The following is a 21,550-nucleotide window of genomic DNA, read 5'->3' as shown; positions in this document are numbered from 1 at the left end:
TTGGGCTTGAGCGTCGGGCTCGTGTGTTGGGCTTGAGCACAGGTTTTCGGCGTCGGCCTTCAGCGTCGGCCTTGAGTACCGACGCGCCCAAGCACCAGCTCTGCGGCACCACCTGTGAGCAAGAGGAGAATGACCGCGTGACCCGAGCCTCCCTGGACAAGCAGCCGCACGAGGTCGCGTCGATGTTCGACGACGTCGCGGCGAAGTACGACCTCACCAACGATGTGTTGTCGCTGGGCCAGACGCGCCTGTGGCGCCGCGCCGTCGCCCGCGCGGTGGACGCGCGCCCGGGACAGCGGGTGCTCGACCTGGCCGCCGGGACCGCGACCTCCTCGGTCCCGTTCGCCGAGGCGGGCGCGACCGTGGTGCCGTGCGACTTCTCGATCGGCATGCTGCGCGAGGGCAAGCGCCGCCACCCCGAACTCCCGCTGACTGCGGGGGATGCGACCCGGCTGCCGTTCGCCGACGACGTCTTCGACGCGGTGACGATCTCCTTCGGGCTGCGCAACGTGCAGGACACCGACGCCGCGCTGCGCGAGATGCTGCGCGTGACGAAGCCCGGTGGGCGCGTGGTGATCTGCGAGTTCAGCCACCCGAGCTTCGCGCCGTTCCGGACCGTCTACAGCGAGTACCTGATGCGCGCGCTGCCGCAGGTGGCCACCGCCGTCAGCAGCAATCCGGACGCGTACGTCTACCTCGCCGACTCGATCCGTGCCTGGCCCGACCAGCCGGAGCTGGCGGTGCGGTTGCAGCGGGCCGGGTGGGAGCGGGTGGCCTGGCGGAACCTCACCGGTGGAATCGTCGCCCTGCACCGGGGTACCAAGCCCGGAACCACGTCCACCGCTCATTAGACTCAAGCCGATCCCCAGCCGAAGTCAGGAGTCCAGGTTGAGCGCGACCAGCATGCAGGACGCGACCAGCACGCAGGAGACGCGGGCCGTCGAGGCCTACGCCGATGTGATCGTCGTGGGCGCCGGACCGGCGGGATCCGCGGTGGCGTACCACCTGGCCCGGTCGGGCCTGGAGGTGCTGCTGCTGGAGAAGTCCCGGTTCCCGCGCGAGAAGGTCTGCGGCGACGGGTTGACCCCGCGCGCGGTCAAGCAGTTGGTCGACATGGGGATCGACGTCTCCGAGGAGAACGGCTGGCTGCACAACAAGGGCCTGCGGATCATCGGCGGCGGCGTCCGGCTGGAGCTGGACTGGCCCGAGCTGGCGGCCTTCCCGGACTACGGACTGGTGCGCAAGCGCGCGGACTTCGACGAACTGCTGGCCCGCCAGGCGGAGAAGGCCGGAGCCAAGCTGCACGAGGGCTGCAACGTCACCGGCCCGGTGCTGGACGAGCGCACCGGTCGCGTCATCGGCGTGACGGCCAGGCTCGAGGACGTCGGTTCCGGCGAGGGGTCCGATGGGAAGCGCGCGGCGAAGCGCGAAGTCGAGTTCCGTGCACCGCTGGTGGTCGCGGCGGACGGCAACTCGACGCGGCTGTCGCTCGCGCTCGGGCTGCACCGGCGTGAGGACCGGCCGATGGGCGTGGCCTACCGGACCTACTTCACCTCGCCGCGTGCGGACGACGACTACCTGGAGTCCTGGCTGGAGCTCTGGGACCGCCGCGACGGCCAGGACAAGCTGCTGCCGGGCTACGGCTGGATCTTCGGCATGGGGGACGGGACCAGCAACGTCGGTCTCGGGCTGCTCAACACCACCAAGGCGTTCAAGGACATCGACTACCGCGAGCTGCTCAAGGTCTGGTGCGCCGGCATGCCCGAGGAGTGGGGCTACACGCCGGAGAACATGACCGAGCCGATCCGCGGCGCGGCCCTGCCGATGGCGTTCAACCGGCAGCCGCACTACAGCCGCGGCTTTCTGCTCGTCGGCGACGCGGGCGGGATGGTCAACCCGTTCAACGGTGAGGGCATCGCCTATGCGATGGAGTCCGGCCAGATCGCGGCGGGCGTCATCGTCCAGGCCATGGCCCGGACCACCGATGTCGCCCGGGAGCGCGCACTGGAGGCGTATCCGCGGATCCTCAAGGACGTCTACGGCGGCTACTACTCCCTCGGTCGCGCGTTCGTGAAGGCGATCGGCAACCCGCTGGTGATGCGGATGGCCGCGCAGCACGGGCTGACCCACCCGGTGTTGATGAAGTTCGTGCTGAAGCTGCTGGCCAACCTGACCGACCCGCAGGGCGGCGACGCCATGGACCGCGTCATCAACGGCCTGGCCAAGGTGGCCCCCAAGGCATAGGCACAGTCCCGAAGGCATAGGCACAGCCCCAAGGCAGGCACAGCCGGCACAGCACACACGTCACAGCAGCCCCACCAGGCATGTCCTGGTGGGGCTGCTGCTTTCTGTAGTCGTGTGCATACTCAACGTCAGCATGGCGCCCAGAAGTTCACTAACACGTGGAGCTCGGCAAAGCAAAACTTGCCATGGATCCTTGGCCGATGATAAGGATCACGGCTCCGAGCTGCGCAAATGCACCTCAGCACCACTGCTTGTGAATGAATGCACACGCAAAGTGGCTAAATTTGCCTGCTCGTTACCTCATGATCATCCGTCAGGTGGCGTAGATCACAATCTTGGTCCATGACCGCGTGTCGCAGATCACATGCGAAGAGGCATAGGATGCAGCCGTCTTGGGGGCTTGTGAACTGCCTCACAAATGGGGATGACAGTCATAGGAACTGCTCGCGGGAGACCGAGAGACAGAGACGACGGAGACGACAGAGACGTCGGCTGGGACTGACGCCTGGAGAGGTCGTTCGGCATGAACGCTTATGCGCCGATTCTGGTACTTGGCGCCATTGCGGCTGCGTTCGCGGTCGGTTCGGTGGCGATGGCCGCGTTGACCGGCCCCAAGCGCTACAACCGGGCCAAGCTCGATGCCTACGAGTGCGGCATCGAGCCGACCCCGCAGCCTGCCGGGGGCGGCAGATTCCCGATCAAGTACTACCTGACGGCGATGCTCTTCATCGTCTTCGACATCGAGATCGTCTTCCTCTACCCGTGGGCCGTGACCTTCGACGCTCTGGGGATCTTCGGGCTCGTCGAGATGGTGCTCTTCATCGCCACCGTGTTCGTCGCCTACGCCTATGTCTGGCGTCGCGGCGGCCTCGAGTGGGACTGATCACGAGTGCGATTGACACGAGTGCGGCTGATCAACGAGTGCGTGTGACCGACGCGTCGAGAGAGGACTGACGAATGGGTATCGAGGAGAAGCTGCCCAGCGGCTTCCTGCTCACCACGGTCGAGCAGGCCGCGGGGTGGGTGCGCAAGAGCTCCCTCTTCCCGGCGACCTTCGGGCTCGCCTGCTGCGCCATCGAGATGATGACCACCGGCGCGGGCCGGTACGACCTGGCCCGGTTCGGGATGGAGGTCTTCCGTGGCTCGCCGCGGCAGGCCGACCTGATGATCGTGGCCGGTCGGGTGAGCCAGAAGATGGCGCCGGTGGTGCGGCAGGTCTACGACCAGATGGCCAACCCGAAGTGGGTCATCTCCATGGGCGTCTGCGCCTCGTCCGGCGGGATGTTCAACAACTACGCGATCGTCCAGGGCGTCGACCACATCATCCCGGTCGACATCTACCTGCCCGGCTGCCCGCCGCGGCCGGAGATGCTGATGGACGCCATCCTCAAGCTCCACGACCAGATCCGCCACGAGAAGCTCGGCGTCAACAAGCGCCGTGCCCAGCAGGAGGCGGAGGAGCAGGCGCTGCAGGCGGTCCCGACCATCGAGATGAAGGGGCTGCTGCAGTGAGCGAGCAGAGCGGACAGCCGAGCGAGGAGCAGGGCGACGTGCCCGTCCCGCGCGAGGGTCAGACCGAGCTGGAGGTCATCGGCGTCCGGCACGGCATGTTCGGCGGCGCCGGGAGCGGTGACACCTCCGGCTACGGCGGCCTGGTCCGGCCGATCGTGCTGCCGTCGGCCAGCACCCGGCCCTACGGCGGCGCCTGGTTCGACGAGGTGGCCGACGAGTTCGAGGGCGCGCTGGAGGAGCAGGGGATCAGCCCGGCGGCCGCGATCGAGAAGACCGTGGTGGACCGGGACGAGATCACCTTCCACGTCCACCGCGAGCACCTGGTCCAGGCGATGCGGACGCTGCGCGACGACCCGGCGCTGCGGTTCGAACTGTGCACCGGAGTCAGCGGCGTGCACTACCCGGGCGACGCGGGACGCGAACTGCACGCGGTCTACCACCTGCGGTCGATCACCCACGGGCGGCTGATCCGGGTCGAGGTGTCCGCGCCGGACGCGGACCCGCACATCCCGTCGACCGTCGCGGTCTACCCGACCAACGACTGGCACGAGCGCGAGACGTACGACTTCTTCGGCATCGTCTTCGACGACCACCCGGCACTGATGCGGATCATGATGCCGGACGACTGGCTGGGCCACCCGCAGCGCAAGGACTACCCGCTCGGCGGCATCCCCGTCGAGTACAAGGGCGCGCAGATCCCGGCTCCCGACCAGCGGAGGTCGTACTCCTGATGAGCACTCAGTCTGCCCCGCACGCACCCCGGCAACCGCATGCCCCTCAGCAGGCGGAAGCTCCCGGGCGCGAGACCACCGAGGGCCGCGTCTACACCGTCACCGGCGGAGACTGGGACGAGATCGTCAGCGCGGCCGCGAAAGCGGACGACGAGCGGATCATCGTCAACATGGGTCCGCAACACCCGTCCACCCACGGCGTGTTGCGCCTGATCCTGGAGATCGACGGCGAGACGGTGCGCGAGGCCCGCTGCGGCATCGGCTACCTGCACACCGGTATCGAGAAGAACATGGAGTTCAGGAACTGGACCCAGGGCACGACCTTCGTGACCCGGATGGACTACCTGACCCCGCTGTTCAACGAGACCGCCTACTGCCTGGCCGTCGAGAAGCTGCTCGGGATCACCGACGACATCCCCGAACGAGCCAGCATCATCCGGGTGTTGATGATGGAGCTCAACCGGATCGCCTCGCACCTGGTCTGTCTGGCCACCGGTGGGATGGAGATCGGCTCCACCACGCTGATGATCTACGGCTTCCGTGACCGCGAGATCATCCTCGACATCTTCGAGCTGGTCACCGGCCTGCGGATGAACCACGCCTACGTCCGCCCCGGCGGGCTGGCGCAGGACCTGCCGCCCGGTGCGCTCGACCAGATCCGCGAGGGCGTCAAGCTGCTCCGCTCGCGGATGCCCGAGTACGACAAGCTGGCCACCAACAACCCGGTCTTCAAGGCCCGGTTGGTCGACGTCGGCTACCTGGACCTGGCCGGCTGCATGGCGCTCGGCGCCACCGGGCCGATCCTGCGGGCCACCGGCCTGCCGCACGACCTGCGCAAGACGGACCCGTACTGCGGCTACGAGCAGTACGACTTCGAGGTGGAGACCGCCGACACCTTCGACTCCTACGGCCGGTTCCTGATCCGGCTGCGCGAGATGGAGCAGTCGCTGCGGATCGTCGAGCAGTGCCTGGACCTGCTCAAGGGTCACGGGGGCAGCGGCAGGGGCGGCGTGGGCGGGCCGGTCATGGTGGCGGACAAGAAGATCGCCTGGCCGGCGCAGTTGGCGCTCGGGCCGGACGGGATGGGCAACTCGCTCGACCACATCCGCACCATCATGGGCGAGTCCATGGAGGCACTGATCCACCACTTCAAGCTGGTGACCGAGGGGTTCCACGTCCCGGCGGGACAGGCCTACGTGGCGGTCGAGTCGCCCAAGGGCGAGCTCGGGGTGCACGTCGTCTCCGACGGCGGCACGCGTCCGTACCGGGTGCACTTCCGCGACCCGAGCTTCACCAACCTGCAGACGATGGCCGCGATGTGTGAGGGCGGGCAGGTCGCGGACGTGATCGTCGCCGTGGCCGGCATCGACCCGGTGATGGGAGGCGTGGACCGGTGAGTGCGACAGAGCATGTAGAGGCACAGCAGCGCCCAACGGAGTTGGGTCTGCCGGAGCTTCCGGCAGCGCCGTACCCGGCGGAGGTGCGCGAGCGCCTGGACCCGGACGCGGCGGAGATCATCGCCCGCTACCCGCAGTCGCGCTCCGCGCTGCTGCCGCTGCTGCACCTGGTGCAGGCGGAGGAGGGCTTCGTCTCGCGGACCGGGATCCGGTACTGCGCCGAGCAGTTGGACCTGACCACGGCCGAGGTCACCGCCGTCGCTACCTTCTACACCATGTACCGGCGGCGTCCCGCGGGTCAGTACCACGTCGGGGTCTGCACCAACACGCTCTGCGCGGTGCTGGGCGGCGACCAGATCTTCGCCGAGCTGCAGGAGCACCTGGGCATCGGCAACAACGAGACCACCGCGGACGGGCAGATCTCGCTGGAGCACATCGAGTGCAACGCGGCCTGCGACTACGCGCCGGTGGTGATGGTCAACTGGGAGTTCTTCGACAACCAGACCCCGTCGAGCGCACGGGAGTTGGTCGACGAGCTGCGCGCCGCCGGGCCGGAGGGTTCGAACGCCGAGGTGCAGCCGACGCGCGGGGCCCGGCTGTGCAGCTTCCGGGAGACCGCGCGGATGCTGGCCGGCTTCCCCGACGAGCGGCCCGGCGCGGTGGACGAGTCCGGCGCGGGCGGCGCACCCAGCCTGGCCGGTCTGCGCCTCTCACGCGGCGAGACCCTCCCGGGCACCGGCGGCACCCACATCGTGGCGCCGCGTCAGGAGGACGTCCGCGAGCCCGACTCCGCCGACGGCACTGCCGCCGCCGACACCGACGAGCCGGGCACAGACACGGACACGGGTACGGAAGGGGACGAGGCATGACCGCGACGCACCCGGAGAAGCTGCTCTCGCCGGTCCTCTCGGCGACCTGGGACGACGAGAAGCCGTGGACCCTGGCCACCTACCGCGAGCACGACGGCTACAAGGGCCTGCACGAGGCGCTGCGGATGGACCCTGACGCAGTCATCGCCCTGGTCAAGGACGCGGGCCTGCGCGGTCGTGGCGGCGCGGGCTTCCCGACCGGCATGAAGTGGCAGTTCATCCCGCAGGGCGACGGCAAGCCGCACTACCTCGTCGTCAACGCGGACGAGTCCGAGCCGGGCACCTGCAAGGACATCCCGCTGCTCTTCGCCAACCCGCACGTGCTGATCGAGGGCATGATCATCGCCAGTTGGGCGATCCGCTGCAGCCACGCCTTCATCTACCTGCGCGGCGAGACCGTGCCGGTGCTGCGACGCCTGCACGCGGCCGTGGCCGAGGCGTACGAGGCGGGCTACCTCGGGCAGAACCTGCTGGGCAGCGGCTTCGACCTGGACATCACCGTCCACGCGGGCGCGGGCGCGTACATCTGCGGCGAGGAGACGGCGCTGCTCGACTCGCTCGAAGGCCGTCGTGGCCAGCCGCGGCTGCGGCCGCCGTTCCCGGCCGTCGCCGGTCTCTACGCCTGCCCGACCGTGGTCAACAACGTCGAGTCGATCGCGTCGGTCCCGGCGATCCTGCACCGGGGCAAGGACTGGTTCCGCTCGATGGGCAGCGAGAAGTCGCCCGGCTTCACGCTCTACTCGCTCTCCGGGCACGTCACCAACCCCGGCCAGTACGAGGCGCCGCTCGGCGTCACACTGCGGCAGCTGCTGGAGGTCAGCGGCGGCGTCCGCGAGGGCCACCGGCTCAAGTTCTGGACGCCGGGCGGCTCGTCGACGCCGATGTTCACCGACGAGCACCTGGACGTGCCGCTCGACTACGAGGGTGTCGCCGCGGCGGGCTCGATGCTGGGCACCAAGGCGCTGCAGGTCTTCGACGAGACGACCTGCGTGGTGCGCGCGGTGACCCGGTGGACCGAGTTCTACGCCCACGAGTCCTGCGGCAAGTGCACGCCCTGCCGCGAAGGCACCTACTGGCTGGTCCAGTTGCTGCGCCGGATCGAGGCGGGCGAGGGCGAGCCGGGCGACCTGGAGAAGCTGCAGGACATCGCCGACAACATCAACGGCAAGTCCTTCTGCGCGCTCGGCGACGGCGCGGCCAGCCCGATCTTCTCCTCGCTGCAGTACTTCCGGGACGAGTACGAGCAGCACCTGCGCGAGCGCCGCTGCCCGTTCGACCCGGCGGCGTCGACGGTCTGGGCGGGGACGCGGGGACGGCGGGCACCGGGCTCCAGCAAGCCCTCCAGCAAGCACAGTCCTGACGATCCACCGGGTGATCGAGGTACCGACGGCCCAGAAGCGCACGGTGACTTCGACCCGAGCGAGAACGGAGTGCTGGCGTGACCGCAACGGTCCCCGAAACAGGCAAGGCCGGGGAGACGGAACTCCTGACCGTCACCATCGACGGCGTCGAGGTGAAGGTGCCCAAGGGCACGCTGGTCATCCGCGCCGCCGAGATGATCGGCGTCGAGATCCCGCGCTTCTGCGACCACCCGCTGCTGGCCCCGGCCGGAGCCTGCCGTCAGTGCATCGTCGAGGTGGAGGGCCAGCGCAAGCCGGTGGCCTCCTGCACCATCGAGTGCACCGACAAGATGGTGGTGAAGTCCCAGCTCACCTCTCCCGTCGCGGAGAAGGCGCAGCGCGGCGTGATGGAGCTGCTGCTGATCAACCACCCGCTGGACTGCCCGGTCTGCGACAAGGGCGGCGAGTGCCCGCTGCAGAACCAGGCGCTCTCGCACGGCCAGAGCGACAGCCGCTTCGACGGCCTGAAGCGGACCTACGAGAAGCCGATGCCGATCAGCACCCAGGTGCTGCTGGACCGCGAGCGCTGCGTGCTCTGCGCCCGCTGCACCCGGTTCAGCGAGCAGATCGCCGGTGACCCGTTCATCGACCTGGTGGAGCGGGGGGCGCTCCAGCAGGTCGGCATCGGGGCGGGGGACGACTTCCGCTCGTACTTCTCCGGCAACACCATCCAGATCTGCCCGGTCGGCGCGCTGACCTCGGCGGCGTACCGGTTCCGGTCGCGGCCGTTCGACCTCAGCTCCTCGCCGAGCGTCTGCGAGCACTGCGCGAGCGGTTGCGCGACGCGGACCGACCACCGGCGCGGCAAGGTGATGCGGCGTCAGGCCGGGGACGACCCGGCGGTGAACGAGGAGTGGAGCTGCGACAAGGGCCGCTTCGCGTTCCGCTACGCGCAGCTGCCGGACCGGATCCGGACCCCGCTGCTGCGCAACGCCGAGACCGGGGAGCTTGAGCCCGCGTCCTGGCCGGAGGCGCTGGCCGCCGCAGCGCGGGGGCTGACCTCGGGGCGCAAGCGCACCGGCGTGCTGGTCGGCGGCCGGTCGACGGTCGAGGACGCGTACGCGTACGCCAAGTTCGCCCGGGTCGCCCTCGGCACCAACGACGTCGACTTCCGGGCCCGCGTGCACAGCGCGGAGGAGGCCGAGTTCCTGGCCGCCGCCGTCGCCGGTCACGGCGTGGACCTGGACGGCAGGTCTGTAGGGGGCAGGTCGGTCGGCGGTACGGCGGCCGTGGACTACGCGACGCTGGAGAACGCGAAAACGGTCCTGCTGGTGGGCTTCGAGCCCGAGGAGGAGTCGCCGATCGTCTTCCTGCGGCTGCGCAAGGCGGCGCGGGCACGAGGCGCCGGCTCGTCCGGTTGCAAGGTGTACGCGATCGCCACCCACGCCTCGCGCGGGCTGACCAAGCTGGACGGGACGCTGCTCCCGGCCGCGCCGGGCACCGAGGCCGAGTGGCTGGAGGCGCTGGCCGAGGGCGAGCCGCTGGACGGCGACGCGGGCGAGGCGGCGCGCAGGCTGCGCGAGCCGGGCGCGGTGGTGCTGGTCGGCGAACGGCTGGCGGGGACCGCGGGCGGCTACAGCGCCGCGCTGCGGCTGGCCCGGCTGGCCGGGGCGCAGTTGGCCTGGATCCCGCGCCGGGCGGGCGAGCGCGGCGCGGTCGAGGCGGGGGCCCTGCCCGGCCTGCTGCCGGGCGGCCGTCCGGCCACCGACCCGGAGGCGCGCCGCGAGGTCGCCGCTGCCTGGGGCCTGGCCGAACTGCCGCACCGCCACGGGCGCGACACCACCGCCATCCTGGCCGCAGCGGCCGGGGGCGAGCTGGACGCGCTGGTGGTCGGCGGCGTCGAGACCGACGACCTGCCGGACCCGGCCGCCGCCGAGCTGGCGCTGGAACGGGTCGGCTTCGTGGTCAGCCTGGAGCTTCGGCCCGGCGCGGTCACCGAACGCGCCGACGTGGTGCTGCCGGTGGCGGCGGTCGCCGAGAAGGCCGGGACCTTCCTGGACTGGGAGGGCCGCGCCCGGTTCTTCGAAGCGGCGCTCAAGCCCGACCAGATGACGCAGCGTCACCTTGAGGACGACCTCCGGGTGCTGCACATGCTGGCGGACGCGATGGACAAGCACCTCGGGCTTCCGGACCTGACGGCCGCCCGGCGCGAGCTGGACGCCCTCGGGCCCTGGCGCGGCGAGCGCGCCGACGCCCCGGTCGAGCTGGCCCGACCGCTGCCGCGTCCCAGCGCGGGCGAGGCGGTGCTGGCGGGCTGGCGGCAACTGCTCGACAACGGCGTGCTGCAGCAGGGCGACACCGCCCTGGCCGGTACCCGGCATCCGGCGGTGGCCCGGCTCTCGCCCGCCACCGCGGCCGAGGTCGGCGTCGCCGACGGCGCGCCGCTCACCGTCACCGGCCCGGCGGGCAGCGTGACGCTCCCGCTGGCGATCACTGCGGAACTGCCGGACCGGGTGGTCTGGCTCCCGCTGAACTCCGCAGGTACTTCTGCGGCGCGGGCGCTCGGCGCGGTCCCGGGACGGATCGTGGCGCTGGGCACGAACAACTCTTCTGAAGGCATGGAAGGCATGGAGGAGCAGCGATGATGCCTCACTCGGTGCAACTCGCGGCCGAGGACCTCTCCTTCTTCGGCCTCGACCCCTGGTGGCTGGTGCTGCTGAAGGCGGTGTTCTGCTTCGCGTTCCTGGTGCTGACGGTGCTGATCGCCATCGTCTGGGAGCGCAAGGTCGTCGCCTGGATGCAGCTGCGCATCGGCCCCAACCGGCACGGCCCCTGGGGCATGCTGCAGAGCCTCGCCGACGGCGTGAAGCTGGCGCTCAAGGAGGACCTGGTCGTCAGCGCCGCCGACAAGGCGGTCTTCATCCTGGCCCCGGTCCTCTCCGCGATGCCGGCCTTCATGGCCTTCGCGGTGATCCCGTTCGGCCCGGCCGACCACGAGATCTCCATCTTCGGCACCCGGACCACGATGCAGCTGACCGACTTCCCCGTCGGCATCCTGTTCATCCTGGCCACCGCGTCGATCGGGATCTACGGCATCGTGCTGGCCGGTTGGGCCTCCGGCTCGACCTACCCGCTGCTCGGCGGGCTCCGCTCGGCGGCGCAGATGGTGTCGTACGAGATCGCGATGGGTCTCAGTTTCGCCGCCGTCTTCCTCTACTCCGGGTCGATGTCGACCTCGGCGATCGTGGACGCGCAGTCGAAGACCTGGTTCGCCTGTCTGCTGCCGGTGAGCTTCCTGGTCTACCTGGTGTCGATGGTCGGTGAGACCAACCGCGCGCCGTTCGACCTCCCGGAGGCCGAGGGCGAGCTGGTCGGCGGCTTCAACACCGAGTACTCCTCGCTGAAGTTCGCGATGTTCATGCTGGCCGAGTACATCAACATGGTGACGGTCTCGGCCGTGGCCAGCGTGATGTTCCTGGGCGGCTGGCGGGCGCCGTGGCCGATCACCGCCTTCTGGGCGGGGGCCAACCACGGCTGGTGGCCAATGCTCTGGCTGATCGTCAAGATCCAGCTGCTGCTCTTCGTCTTCATCTGGCTGCGCGGCACACTGCCCCGGCTGCGCTACGACCAGTTCATGAAGCTGGGCTGGAAGGTGCTGATCCCGGTCTCGCTGGTGTGGCTGGTCATGGTCGCCACCGTGCGGGCGCTGCGGGACCAGGGCTACAACTTCTCCCACATCGTGCTCTATGTCGGCGGCGGGGTGATCGCGCTGCTGCTGGTCTCGCTGGTGGTCGACATGTTGCGGCCGAAGAAGGGCGCGGCAGCGCCGCCCGCTGAAGCTGAGGCGTTCGACCCGATGGCGGGCGGCTTCCCGGTCCCGCCGATGCCGGGTCAGCAGCTTCCGGCCGTGCCCAGGCGACCCTCGCGGGCCGTCCCTGTCGGTGCGGAGTCCACCACTGTTCCCGCACTGAAGGGAGACGACGGTGCCTGACATGTTGGGACCCGCCGCAGGCTTCGGCGTGACCTTCAAGGCCATGTTCAAGAAGCGCCTGACCGAGCAGTACCCGGAGTACAAGAAGCCCACCGCGCCGCGGTTCCACGGCCGGCACCAGCTCAACCGGCATCCGGACGGGCTGGAGAAGTGCGTCGGCTGCGAGCTCTGCGCCTGGGCGTGCCCGGCGGACGCCATCTACGTCGAGGGCGCGGACAACACCGACGAGGAGCGTTACTCGCCGGGCGAGCGGTACGGGCGGGTCTACCAGATCAACTACGCCCGCTGCATCCTCTGCGGACTCTGCATCGAGGCCTGCCCGACCCGGGCGCTCACCATGACCAACGAGTACGAACTGGCCAACACTTCCCGCGAGTCGCTCATCTACACCAAGGAGGAGCTGCTCGCCGGACTGACCGAGGGCATGGTCGACTCGCCCCACTCCATCTTCCCGGGCATGGACGAGCGCGACTACTACCAGGGTCACGTCACCGAGGCCGCCCCGGGCACGGAGCGTCAGGTCGCCGTCAGCAAGGGCGAGAAGCCCGAGGCAACTCCGGACGCGGAAGAAGCGGATGAAGCGGAAGAGGTGACGGCATGACCTCAACCGGAGAGGCCGTGCAGTTCTGGGTGTTGGCGGTGATCGCCGTCGGCGGCGCGCTTGGCATGGTGCTCATGCGCAAGGCGGTGCACTCCGCGCTCTGCCTGGCCGCGACGATGATCGCGCTGGCGATCTGCTACATGGCCCAGGGCGCGGTCTTCCTCGGCATCGTCCAGATCGTCGTCTACACCGGCGCGATCATGATGCTCTTCCTCTTCGTCGTGATGCTGGTCGGCGTCACCTCGGCCGACTCGGTCAAGGAGACGCTCAAGGGTCAGCGGGTGGCGGCGGTGGTCGGCGGGATCGGCTTCGGCGTGCTGCTCTGCGCCGGGATCGCCAACGCCAAGCTGCGGAACTTCACCGGCGTCGGCGCGGCCGACCAGGCGTCGGGCGGCAACGTCCAGGGCCTGGCCCGGCTGATCTTCACCCAGTACGTCTGGGCCTTCGAGGTCACCGGCGCGCTGCTGATCACGGCGGCGGTCGGCGCGATGGTGCTGACGCACCGCGAGGCCACCGAGGTCCGCCAGAGCCAGCGCGAACTGGCCGAGCAGCGGGTCCGGTTGGGCCAGCAGGTCACGCCGCTGCCCGCGCCCGGCGTCTACGCCCGGCACAACGCGGTCGACGTTCCCGGCCTGCTGCCGGACGGCAGCCCGGCCGAGATCAGCGTCAACCCGACGCTGCGTCAGCGCGGCCAGATGCGCCGCGTGGGCACCGACCTGCTGCGCCGGATGGGCGACCTGGAGACCGGCACCGCCGACTGGCTCGGCCGGAAGACGCCCAAGCAGCGCGCCGGCACCGAACTGGCCCAGCTGGAACGGGCCCAGGACGAGCTGGAGCGGGCTCAGGACGAGCGGGACCTGCACCAGGACGACCTGCACCAGGACGAGCTGCGCCAGGAAGAGCTGCGCGAGAACGAGGAGAACGAGTTGGCTGAGAGGGAGGAGGAGCAGCAGTGAGCCCCGTCAACTACCTGTACCTCGCGGCCCTGCTCTTCACCATCGGCGCTGTCGGTGTGCTGGTGCGGCGCAACGCGATCGTGCTGTTCATGTGCGTGGAGCTGATGCTCAACGCCTGCAATCTGGCCCTGGTCACCTTCTCCCGGCTGCACGGCAACCTGGACGGGCAGATCATCGCCTTCTTCACCATGGTGGTCGCGGCGGCCGAGGTGGTCGTCGGTCTCGCCATCATCGTGAGCGTCTTCCGCACCCGTCACTCGGCCTCGGTCGACGACACCAACCTCATGAAGCTGTAGCGGCGGAGGCTGACTGACCGTGGACAATCTCATCCCCCTACTGGTCGCGGTTCCGCTGGCGGGAGCTGCCCTGCTGCTCCTGGGCGGACGCCGCTTCGACGGATTCGGGCACCTGCTCGGCACCGTCGCCGCCTTCGCCTCCTTCGGCGTCGGGCTGGCGCTCTTCTTCGACATGCTGGGCCGCTCGACGGCCCAACGCCCGGAAACCGACCATCTGTTCACCTGGATCCCGGTCAACGGCTTCCAGGCCGAGGTCGGGTTCCAGCTGGACCAGCTGTCGATGACCTTCGTGCTGCTGATCACGGGCGTCGGCTCGCTGATCCACCTGTACTCGATCGGGTACATGGCGCACGACGAGAAGCGCCGCCGGTTCTTCGGCTATCTCAACCTCTTCCTCGCGGCCATGCTGCTCCTGGTGCTGGCCGACAACTACCTGCTGCTCTACGTCGGTTGGGAGGGCGTCGGGCTGGCGTCCTACCTGCTGATCGGCTTCTGGCAGCACAAGCCCAGCGCGGCGACCGCCGCCAAGAAGGCGTTCCTGGTCAACCGCGTCGGCGACGTCGGCCTGTCCATCGCGGTCATGCTGATGTTCACCACCTTCGGCACCTTCGCCTTCACCCCCGTCTTCGCGCACGCCTCGCAGGCGACGCAGGGGACGCTGACCGGCATCGGCCTGATGCTGCTGCTGGCCGCCTGTGGCAAGTCCGCCCAGGTGCCGCTGCAGTCCTGGCTCGGCGACGCGATGGAGGGCCCGACCCCGGTCTCGGCCCTGATCCACGCGGCCACCATGGTGACCGCCGGCGTCTACCTGATCGTCCGCTCCTCGGCCATCTTCAACCTGGCGCCCACGGCCCAGTTGGCGACCGTCGTGGTCGGCACGGTCACGCTGCTCTTCGGTGCGATCGTCGGTTGTGCCAAGGACGACATCAAGAAGGCGCTCGCCGGTTCCACCATGTCGCAGATCGGCTACATGGTGCTGGCCGCCGGGCTCGGGCCGATCGGCTACGTCTTCGCGATCATGCACCTGGTCACCCACGGGTTCTTCAAGGCCGGGCTCTTCCTCGGCGCCGGTTCGGTCATGCACGGCATGAACGACGAGGTCGACATGCGGAAGTACGGCGGCCTGCGGAAGTACATGCCGCTGACCTTCGTCACCTTCGGCCTCGGCTACCTGGCCATCATCGGCTTCCCGGGTCTGTCCGGCTTCTTCACCAAGGACAAGATCATCGAGGCCGCGTTCGGCCACGGTGGCACCGAGGGCTGGATCCTCGGCACCTGCGCGATGATCGGCGCGGCCGTGACCGCGTTCTACATGACCCGCGTGATGCTGATGACCTTCTTCGGCGAGAAGCGCTGGCATCCGGACGCCGAGGGCCACGAGCCGCACCCGCACGAGTCGCCCTTGGTGATGGGCGTCCCGATGGCGATCCTGGCCTTCGGCTCGGTCGCGGCCGGCTTCCTGTTCAACCTGAACAGCTCCTTCGTCCACTGGCTCAGCCCGGTCACGGGCCTCCAGGAGGGCCACTCGCCGCTGAGCACCACCGAGGTGACGATCGGGACGATGGTGGTGCTGGTCCTCGGCGTCACCGTCGCCTGGCTGATGTACGGGCGCAAGCCGGTCCCGGCCGTTCCGCCACTGGGCTCGGCGCTCACCCGGGCGGCCCGGCGTGACCTGCTGCAGGACGACTTCAACCACGTGGTCCTGGTCAGCGGCGGCTCGCACCTGACCCGCTTCCTGGTCTACCTGGAGGGCAAGGGCCTGGACGGGCTGGTCAACGGCATCGCCGCACTGGTCGGCGGCACCTCCGGGCGCGTGCGCAAGCTCCAGAACGGTTATGTCCGCTCCTACGCCCTGTCCATGTTCGGCGGCGCGCTGGTGCTGGCGGCAACGACGCTTTTGATGAGGGCTGTCGCATGAGCTCATTTCCTTGGCTGACCGTCACCGCGGCCCTGCCCGCCGTCGGCGCGATCGTCACCGCGGCTCTGCCTGCGGCCACCAACGCCCGCAGCCGGGACCGCAACAAGGTCGTGCCGCTGGTCTTCTCCGTCGCCACGCTGGCGATCGCGTCGATCGTCACCGCCCGGTTCGTGCCGGGCGGGGCGCGCTTCCAGATGACCGAATACCACAGCTGGATCTCGCAGTTCGGCATCGGCTACAGCGTCGGCGTCGACGGCATCGCGGTGGTGCTGATCCTACTGACGGCGGTGCTGGTGCCGTTCGTGATGCTGGCGTCGTGGCACGACGCCGACCCGATCACTGACGACTCCGGCACCTTCGAGCGCAACCGCCGCACCCAGGGCTTCTTCGCCCTGATCCTGGCGGTCGAGGCGATGGTGGTGCTCTCGTTCGAGGCCACCGACGTCTTCCTCTTCTACGTCTTCTTCGAAGCCATGCTGATCCCGATGTACTTCCTGATCGGCGGCTTCGGCGACCGGACGGCGGGGGAGGACGCCAGGCAGCGCAGCTACGCGGCGGTCAAGTTCCTGCTCTACAACCTGCTCGGCGGCCTGGTGATGCTGGCGGCGGTGGTCGGGCTCTACACCATCACCCACACCTTCGACCTGGTCTCCATCACCAACGCGCTGCAGAACGGCACGCTGCACTTCTCGCCGATCGCGGAGAACGCGCTCTTCCTCGGCTTCATGTTCGCCTTCGCCGTCAAGGCGCCGCTCTGGCCGCTGCACACCTGGCTGCCCAACGCCATGGGCGAGGCCACGCCGGGCGTGGCGGTGCTGATCACGGCGGTGGTCGACAAGGTCGGCACCTACGCGATGCTCCGCTTCTGCCTGCAGCTCTTCCCGCAGGCGAGCAAGACCTTCGCACCGACGATCCTGGTGCTGGCGGTGATCAGCATCATCTACGGCGCGCTGCTGGCGGTGGGTCAGAAGGACATCAAGCGGCTGGTCGCCTACGCGTCCATCTCGCACTTCGGCTTCATCATCCTGGGCATCTTCGCGCTGACCAGCCAGGGCCAGTCCGGGGCCACCCTCTACATGGTCAACCACGGTGTCTCCACGGCGGCGTGGCTGCTGGTGGCGGGCTTCCTGATGTCGCGGCGCGGCAGTCGGCTCATCTCCGACTACGGCGGGGTGCAGAAGGTCGCGCCGGTGCTGGCGGGGACGTTCCTGGTCGGCGGGCTGGCGATCCTGTCGCTGCCCGGACTCGGCCCGTTCGTCAGCGAGTTCCTGGTCCTGGTCGGCACCTTCGAGCGGTACCCGGCGCTCGGCATCGTCGCCACGGCGGGCATCGTCCTGGCCGCGCTCTACGTGCTGGTGCTCTACCAGCGCACCATGACCGGCCCGATCAAGCCCGGCAACGAGAAGGTGGCCGATCTGAAGGCCCGTGAACTTGTAGTCGTGGCACCGCTGATCGCGATGCTGCTGGTGCTGGGCATCTACCCGAAGCCCATCGCCGACATCGTCAACCCGTCGGTCAACACCACGCTCTCCCAGGTCGGGCGTACCGACCCGGCCCCGCACGTCAACGTCGCCACCACGAACCCGGGCAGTTCTACCAACACGGCCGGCAACACCACTACGGGAGGCGGCCAGTGAGCGCGCATCTCACCACCCTGGCGGCGGTCACCACCGTGCCGCCCATCCCTGCGCCGCACCTCGAGTACTGGCAGCTGTCGCCCATGCTCGCCGTCTTCGGCGCGGCGCTGGTCGGCGTGCTGGCGGAGGCGTTCGTGCCGCGTCGGCACCGGTACCGGACGCAGGTCGGCATCGCCCTTCTCGGCCTGGCCACCGCCTTCGGGCTGATCGTGACGCTGGCCGCGCAGGGCTACGCCACCAACAAGGCGGACCTGGCCGCCATGGGCGCGGTCGCGGTCGACGGTCCGTCACTCTTCCTGCAGGGCGTGATCACGCTGATCGCGGTGGTCGCCGTGCTGGGCTTCGCGGAGCGACGGCTGGAGCCGAGGTCGTCGACCGGAGCACTGGTGGACTCCTTCGCCCCGCAGGCGGCGGCCGTCCCCGGCAGCGACCCGGAGAAGCGGGCGGCGAACTCCGGGTTCGCCACCACCGAGGTGTACCCGCTGACCATGTTCGCGGTGGGCGGGATGCTGCTCTTCCCGGCCGCCTCGGACCTGCTGACCATGTTCGTGGCGCTGGAGGTCTTCTCCCTCCCGCTCTACCTGCTCTGCGCGCTGGCACGTCGTCGCCGGCTGCTGTCGCAGGAGGCGGCGGTCAAGTACTTCCTGCTCGGCGCGTACTCGTCGGCGTTCTTCCTCTTCGGCCTGGCGCTGCTCTACGGCTACGCAGGGACGGTCCAGCTGAGCGGGATCGCCGCCGTGGTCGAGGGCCGGGCGCCGGTCACCCCGGCGCTGGCGGTGACCACCGGCAACGACGCGCTGCTGCTGATCGGTCTGGCCATGCTGGGCGTCGGCCTGCTCTTCAAGGTCGGCGCGGTCCCGTTCCACATGTGGACCCCGGACGTCTACCAGGGCGCGCCGACACCGGTCACCGGCTTCATGGCGTCCGCGACCAAGGTGGCCGCCTTCGGCGCGCTGCTGCGGCTGCTCTACGTGGCCTTCCCCGGCCTGGTCTGGGACTGGCGGCCGGTCATGTGGGGCGTGGCGATCCTCACCATGGTGGCCGGCGCGGTCATCGCGGTGACCCAGACCGACGTCAAGCGGCTGCTGGCGTACTCCTCCGTCGCCCACGCCGGGTTCATCCTCACCGGCGTCATCGCGACGGACCGGGCGGGGCTGTCGGCGGTGCTCTTCTACCTGGCCGCCTACTCCTTCGTCACGCTCGGCGCGTTCGCCGTCGTCACCCTGGTCCGGGACGCGGACGGCGAGGCGACGCACCTGTCACGCTGGGCCGGGCTCGGTCGGCGCTCGCCGTTGCTCGCGGCGGTCTTCGCGCTCTTCCTGCTGGCCTTCGCGGGCATCCCGCTGACGTCCGGCTTCACCGGGAAGTTCGCGGTCTTCCAGGCCGCGGCGGGCAGCGGCGCCACGCCGCTGGTGATCGTCGGTGTGCTCTCCTCGGCGGTGGCGGCGTTCTTCTACATCCGGGTCATCGTGCTGATGTTCTTCTCGGACCCGCGTCCTGACGGCCCGACCGTGGCCGTGCCGAGCGCGCTGACCGGGACGGCGATCGCCCTGGGCGCGGTGGTCACCGTCGTCCTCGGCGTGCTGCCGGAGTACTTCCTGCATCTTGCGAACCAGGCATCCCTGTTCGTACGGTGACGCACCCGTACTCGTCCGGTGACGCACCCGTCGGCCCCCGCGCGCCCGGCCTGCACTCCTCGTAGGCCGGGCGCGCGTGGTGATCGACTCCCGACCGGATACGCTGCCCTTTGATGGCTTCTCTCCGCCAGCCACCCGACCAGCGACAGGAGTGTTCCCGGTGACCGTCGTGGGGCCCTTCGGGCTGAGCGTGCAGGATCAGGCACTGGAGGCCGACGTCCGCGAGGGCATGATGGCCGTCGAACAGGCGCTCGCCGACGCCACCAAGAGCGATGTGCCGTTCATCACAGTCGGCGCACAGCATCTGCTGCACGCCGGCGGCAAGCGCTTCCGTCCGCTGCTGACGTTGCTCGCCGCACAGTTCGGCGACGCCAACGCGCCGGGCGTCATTCCGGCCGCCGTCGTGGTCGAGCTGACCCACCTGGCGACGCTGTACCACGACGACGTGATGGACGAGGCGTCGATGCGCCGCGGCGCGGTCAGCGCCAACGCCCGCTGGGACAACTCGGTCGCCATCCTCACCGGCGACTTCCTCTTCTCCCGCGCCTCGCAGATCCTGGCCGACCTCGGGCCCAAGGCGGTCCGGCTCCAGGCACAGGCGTTCGAGCGGCTGGTCACCGGCCAGATCCTGGAGACCGCCGGTCCCGGCCCGAACGACGACCCGGTCCGCCACTATCTGGACGTGCTCTCCGGCAAGACCAGCTCGCTGATCGCGGTCTCCTGTCACCTGGGCGCGCTGCTGGCCGGAGCGGACGAGCGGGTCGTCGACATACTGACCCAGTACGGCGAGCGCATCGGCACCGCGTTCCAGTTGGCCGACGACATCCTGGACGTGGCGAGCGAGAGCCGCGAGTCCGGCAAGACGCCCGGCACCGACCTGCGCGAGGGCGTCCCCACGCTGCCGGTCCTGCTGCTGCGCGCCACGGAGCCGGACCCGTCCGTCCCCGGCGACCTGCGGCTGCGCGAGCTGACGGCCGGGCCGATCGAGGACGACGAGCCGCATGCCGAGGCGCTGCGGCTGATGCGCGCCCACCCGGCGCTGGCCCAGGCCCGCGAGGACACGCTGCGCTGGGCCGAGGAGGCCAGGGACCTGCTCCGCCCGCTCCCGTCCTGCCCGGCCAAGTCCGCCCTGGAAGGCCTGTGCGACGCGGTGGCGCTCCGTACCATGTGATCCATGCCTGCTACCTCCGGCGCCCTGCGCGTGGTGATCGCTGAAGACTCGGTCCTGCTCCGCGACGGGCTGACCCGGTTGCTGATCGACCGGGGTATGGAGGTCGTCGGCGCGGTCGGCGACGGTGAGGCGCTGCTGGCGCTGGTCGACCGGCTCTCCTCCACGGCCGGCGAATCGCGCGGGGGTGAATCGCGCGGGGGTGAATCGCACGGTGGCGTGCCCGACGTGGTGGTGGCCGACGTCCGGATGCCGCCGACCCACACCGACGAGGGCGTCCGGGCCTGCATCGAACTGCGGGCCCGCCATCCGGAGGTCGGCACGCTGGTGCTCTCCCAGTACGTCGAGGAGCGATACGCCTCCGAGCTGCTCGCGAGCAGTACCCGCGGGGTCGGCTACCTGCTCAAGGACCGGGTCGCCGAGGTGCGGGAGTTCACCGACGCCGTCAGCCGGGTCGCCGCGGGCGGCACCGCGCTGGACCCGGAGGTGGTGGCCCAGCTACTCGGCCGCAGTCGCCGCCGCGACACGCTGGACGCACTCACCCCGCGCGAGCGCGAGGTCCTCGGCCTGATGGCGGAGGGCCGCAGCAACACGGCCGTGGCCCGGCAGCTGGTGGTCTCCGACGGAGCGGTGGAGAAGCACGTCAGCAACATCTTCCTGAAGCTCGGCCTGACCCAGAGCCCCGAGGACCACCGCCGGGTGCTGGCGGTGCTGCGCTACCTGAACTCCTGAGCCGTCCCTGAAGGCCGCAGCCCGCTCGTGCGCGAGTCGAGCGGGGCCCGGCAGGGTGCGGATCGACGGGAACAAGTTCCTGACGGTGTGTCAGATATCCTAGGGCTGTGATCCCCCGCCCGGCGGGTGTGGCGACATAGGATTTCAGCGGAGCACCACCACCACTATCGGTGACGAGGGAGGCCCAAGGTCGTGACCAGCAGGGTCGAGGAGACGGGTTCTGCGTTCGACGATTCCCACGACGGAGCCCAGGACGCCGGGAAACGGGTCAAGCGGCTCGACCGGGTCGTGATCCGGTTCGCTGGGGACTCGGGCGACGGTATGCAGTTGACCGGTGACCGGTTCACGTCGGAGACGGCGGGATTCGGGAACGACCTGTCGACGCTGCCGAACTTCCCGGCGGAGATCCGGGCGCCCGCCGGGACGCTGCCGGGCGTGTCCAGTTTCCAGTTGCACTTCGCGGACCACGACATCCTGACGCCGGGTGACGCGCCGGACGTGCTGGTGGCGATGAACCCGGC

16 protein-coding genes and 3 pseudogenes are annotated in these 21,550 nt (G+C 69.7%); all 19 read left to right on the top strand.

Going from position 1 to position 21,550, the window contains the following annotated elements; all coding sequences use genetic code 11:
- Positions 1-137 precede the first annotated feature (137 nt).
- The gene (locus ABH940_RS35645) at positions 138-851 is read left to right on the top strand and encodes a demethylmenaquinone methyltransferase (RefSeq protein WP_370072909.1); all 714 of its coding nucleotides are present in this window, start codon (positions 138-140) and stop codon (positions 849-851) included.
- A 52-nt stretch (positions 852-903) separates the two neighbouring features.
- Positions 904-2,244 (top strand): geranylgeranyl reductase family protein, encoded by a 1,341-nt coding sequence (locus ABH940_RS35640; RefSeq protein WP_370072918.1) that lies wholly within the window; start codon positions 904-906, stop codon positions 2,242-2,244.
- A gap of 523 nt (positions 2,245-2,767) precedes the next feature.
- On the top strand, positions 2,768-3,127 hold the full coding sequence (locus ABH940_RS35635; protein ID WP_037605882.1) for an NADH-quinone oxidoreductase subunit A: 360 nt from the start codon (positions 2,768-2,770) through the stop codon (positions 3,125-3,127).
- Between the two features lie 74 nt (positions 3,128-3,201).
- Complete coding sequence (locus tag ABH940_RS35630) at positions 3,202-3,756, top strand: NADH-quinone oxidoreductase subunit B family protein (RefSeq protein ID WP_370072908.1); 555 nt, start codon at positions 3,202-3,204, stop codon at positions 3,754-3,756.
- Positions 3,690-4,487 (top strand): annotated as a pseudogene (locus tag ABH940_RS35625) (NADH-quinone oxidoreductase subunit C); the annotation flags it as partial. The gene ABH940_RS35630 and the pseudogene ABH940_RS35625, both read left to right, overlap by 67 nt.
- A complete protein-coding gene (locus ABH940_RS35620; protein WP_370072907.1) occupies positions 4,487-5,884 on the top strand; it encodes an NADH-quinone oxidoreductase subunit D in 1,398 nt (465 codons plus the stop codon). The pseudogene ABH940_RS35625 and the gene ABH940_RS35620, both read left to right, overlap by 1 nt.
- The gene (nuoE, locus tag ABH940_RS35615; protein WP_370107164.1) at positions 5,881-6,753 is read left to right on the top strand and encodes an NADH-quinone oxidoreductase subunit NuoE; all 873 of its coding nucleotides are present in this window, start codon (positions 5,881-5,883) and stop codon (positions 6,751-6,753) included. Before ABH940_RS35620 ends, nuoE begins: the two co-directional genes overlap by 4 nt.
- Positions 6,750-8,054, top strand: a pseudogene (gene nuoF / locus ABH940_RS35610) (NADH-quinone oxidoreductase subunit NuoF); the annotation flags it as partial. The gene nuoE and the pseudogene nuoF, both read left to right, overlap by 4 nt.
- Positions 8,055-8,191: 137 nt before the next feature.
- Positions 8,192-10,738, top strand: coding sequence for an NADH-quinone oxidoreductase subunit G (locus tag ABH940_RS35605; RefSeq protein ID WP_370072905.1), 2,547 nt, complete (start codon positions 8,192-8,194; stop codon positions 10,736-10,738).
- On the top strand, positions 10,735-12,084 hold the full coding sequence (nuoH, locus tag ABH940_RS35600) for an NADH-quinone oxidoreductase subunit NuoH (RefSeq protein WP_370072904.1): 1,350 nt from the start codon (positions 10,735-10,737) through the stop codon (positions 12,082-12,084). Before ABH940_RS35605 ends, nuoH begins: the two co-directional genes overlap by 4 nt.
- Before the next feature lies 1 nt (position 12,085).
- Complete coding sequence (nuoI, locus tag ABH940_RS35595; protein WP_370072917.1) at positions 12,086-12,685, top strand: NADH-quinone oxidoreductase subunit NuoI; 600 nt, start codon at positions 12,086-12,088, stop codon at positions 12,683-12,685.
- Positions 12,682-13,641, top strand: a complete 960-nt coding sequence (locus ABH940_RS35590; RefSeq protein WP_370072903.1) for an NADH-quinone oxidoreductase subunit J — start codon at positions 12,682-12,684, stop codon at positions 13,639-13,641. Before nuoI ends, ABH940_RS35590 begins: the two co-directional genes overlap by 4 nt.
- Entirely contained in the window at positions 13,638-13,937 is a 300-nt protein-coding gene (gene nuoK, locus ABH940_RS35585; protein ID WP_370072902.1) for an NADH-quinone oxidoreductase subunit NuoK, read from the top strand. Before ABH940_RS35590 ends, nuoK begins: the two co-directional genes overlap by 4 nt.
- Before the next feature lie 19 nt (positions 13,938-13,956).
- Complete coding sequence (gene nuoL, locus ABH940_RS35580; protein ID WP_370072901.1) at positions 13,957-15,855, top strand: NADH-quinone oxidoreductase subunit L; 1,899 nt, start codon at positions 13,957-13,959, stop codon at positions 15,853-15,855.
- Positions 15,852-17,492, top strand: a complete 1,641-nt coding sequence (locus ABH940_RS35575; RefSeq protein ID WP_370072900.1) for an NADH-quinone oxidoreductase subunit M — start codon at positions 15,852-15,854, stop codon at positions 17,490-17,492. The genes nuoL and ABH940_RS35575 overlap by 4 nt, the downstream gene beginning before the upstream one ends.
- On the top strand, positions 17,489-19,129 hold the full coding sequence (gene nuoN / locus ABH940_RS35570; RefSeq protein ID WP_370072899.1) for an NADH-quinone oxidoreductase subunit NuoN: 1,641 nt from the start codon (positions 17,489-17,491) through the stop codon (positions 19,127-19,129). The genes ABH940_RS35575 and nuoN overlap by 4 nt, the downstream gene beginning before the upstream one ends.
- Positions 19,130-19,289: 160 nt before the next feature.
- Positions 19,290-20,300: a polyprenyl synthetase family protein gene (locus ABH940_RS35565; protein WP_370072898.1), complete on the top strand. Its 1,011-nt coding sequence runs from the start codon at positions 19,290-19,292 to the stop codon at positions 20,298-20,300.
- 24 nt (positions 20,301-20,324) lie between these two features.
- Complete coding sequence (locus ABH940_RS35560; protein WP_370107166.1) at positions 20,325-21,029, top strand: LuxR C-terminal-related transcriptional regulator; 705 nt, start codon at positions 20,325-20,327, stop codon at positions 21,027-21,029.
- A gap of 192 nt (positions 21,030-21,221) precedes the next feature.
- Positions 21,222-21,550 (top strand): annotated as a pseudogene (locus ABH940_RS35555) (2-oxoglutarate ferredoxin oxidoreductase subunit alpha); the annotation flags it as partial.

Origin of the sequence: Streptacidiphilus sp. BW17 (assembly GCF_041262485.1) — a bacterium.
In the GTDB taxonomy this organism is placed as follows: domain Bacteria; phylum Actinomycetota; class Actinomycetes; order Streptomycetales; family Streptomycetaceae; genus Streptacidiphilus.
Note: the sequence above shows the minus strand (reverse complement) of the source record. Positions and strands in the feature narration are given on the sequence as shown.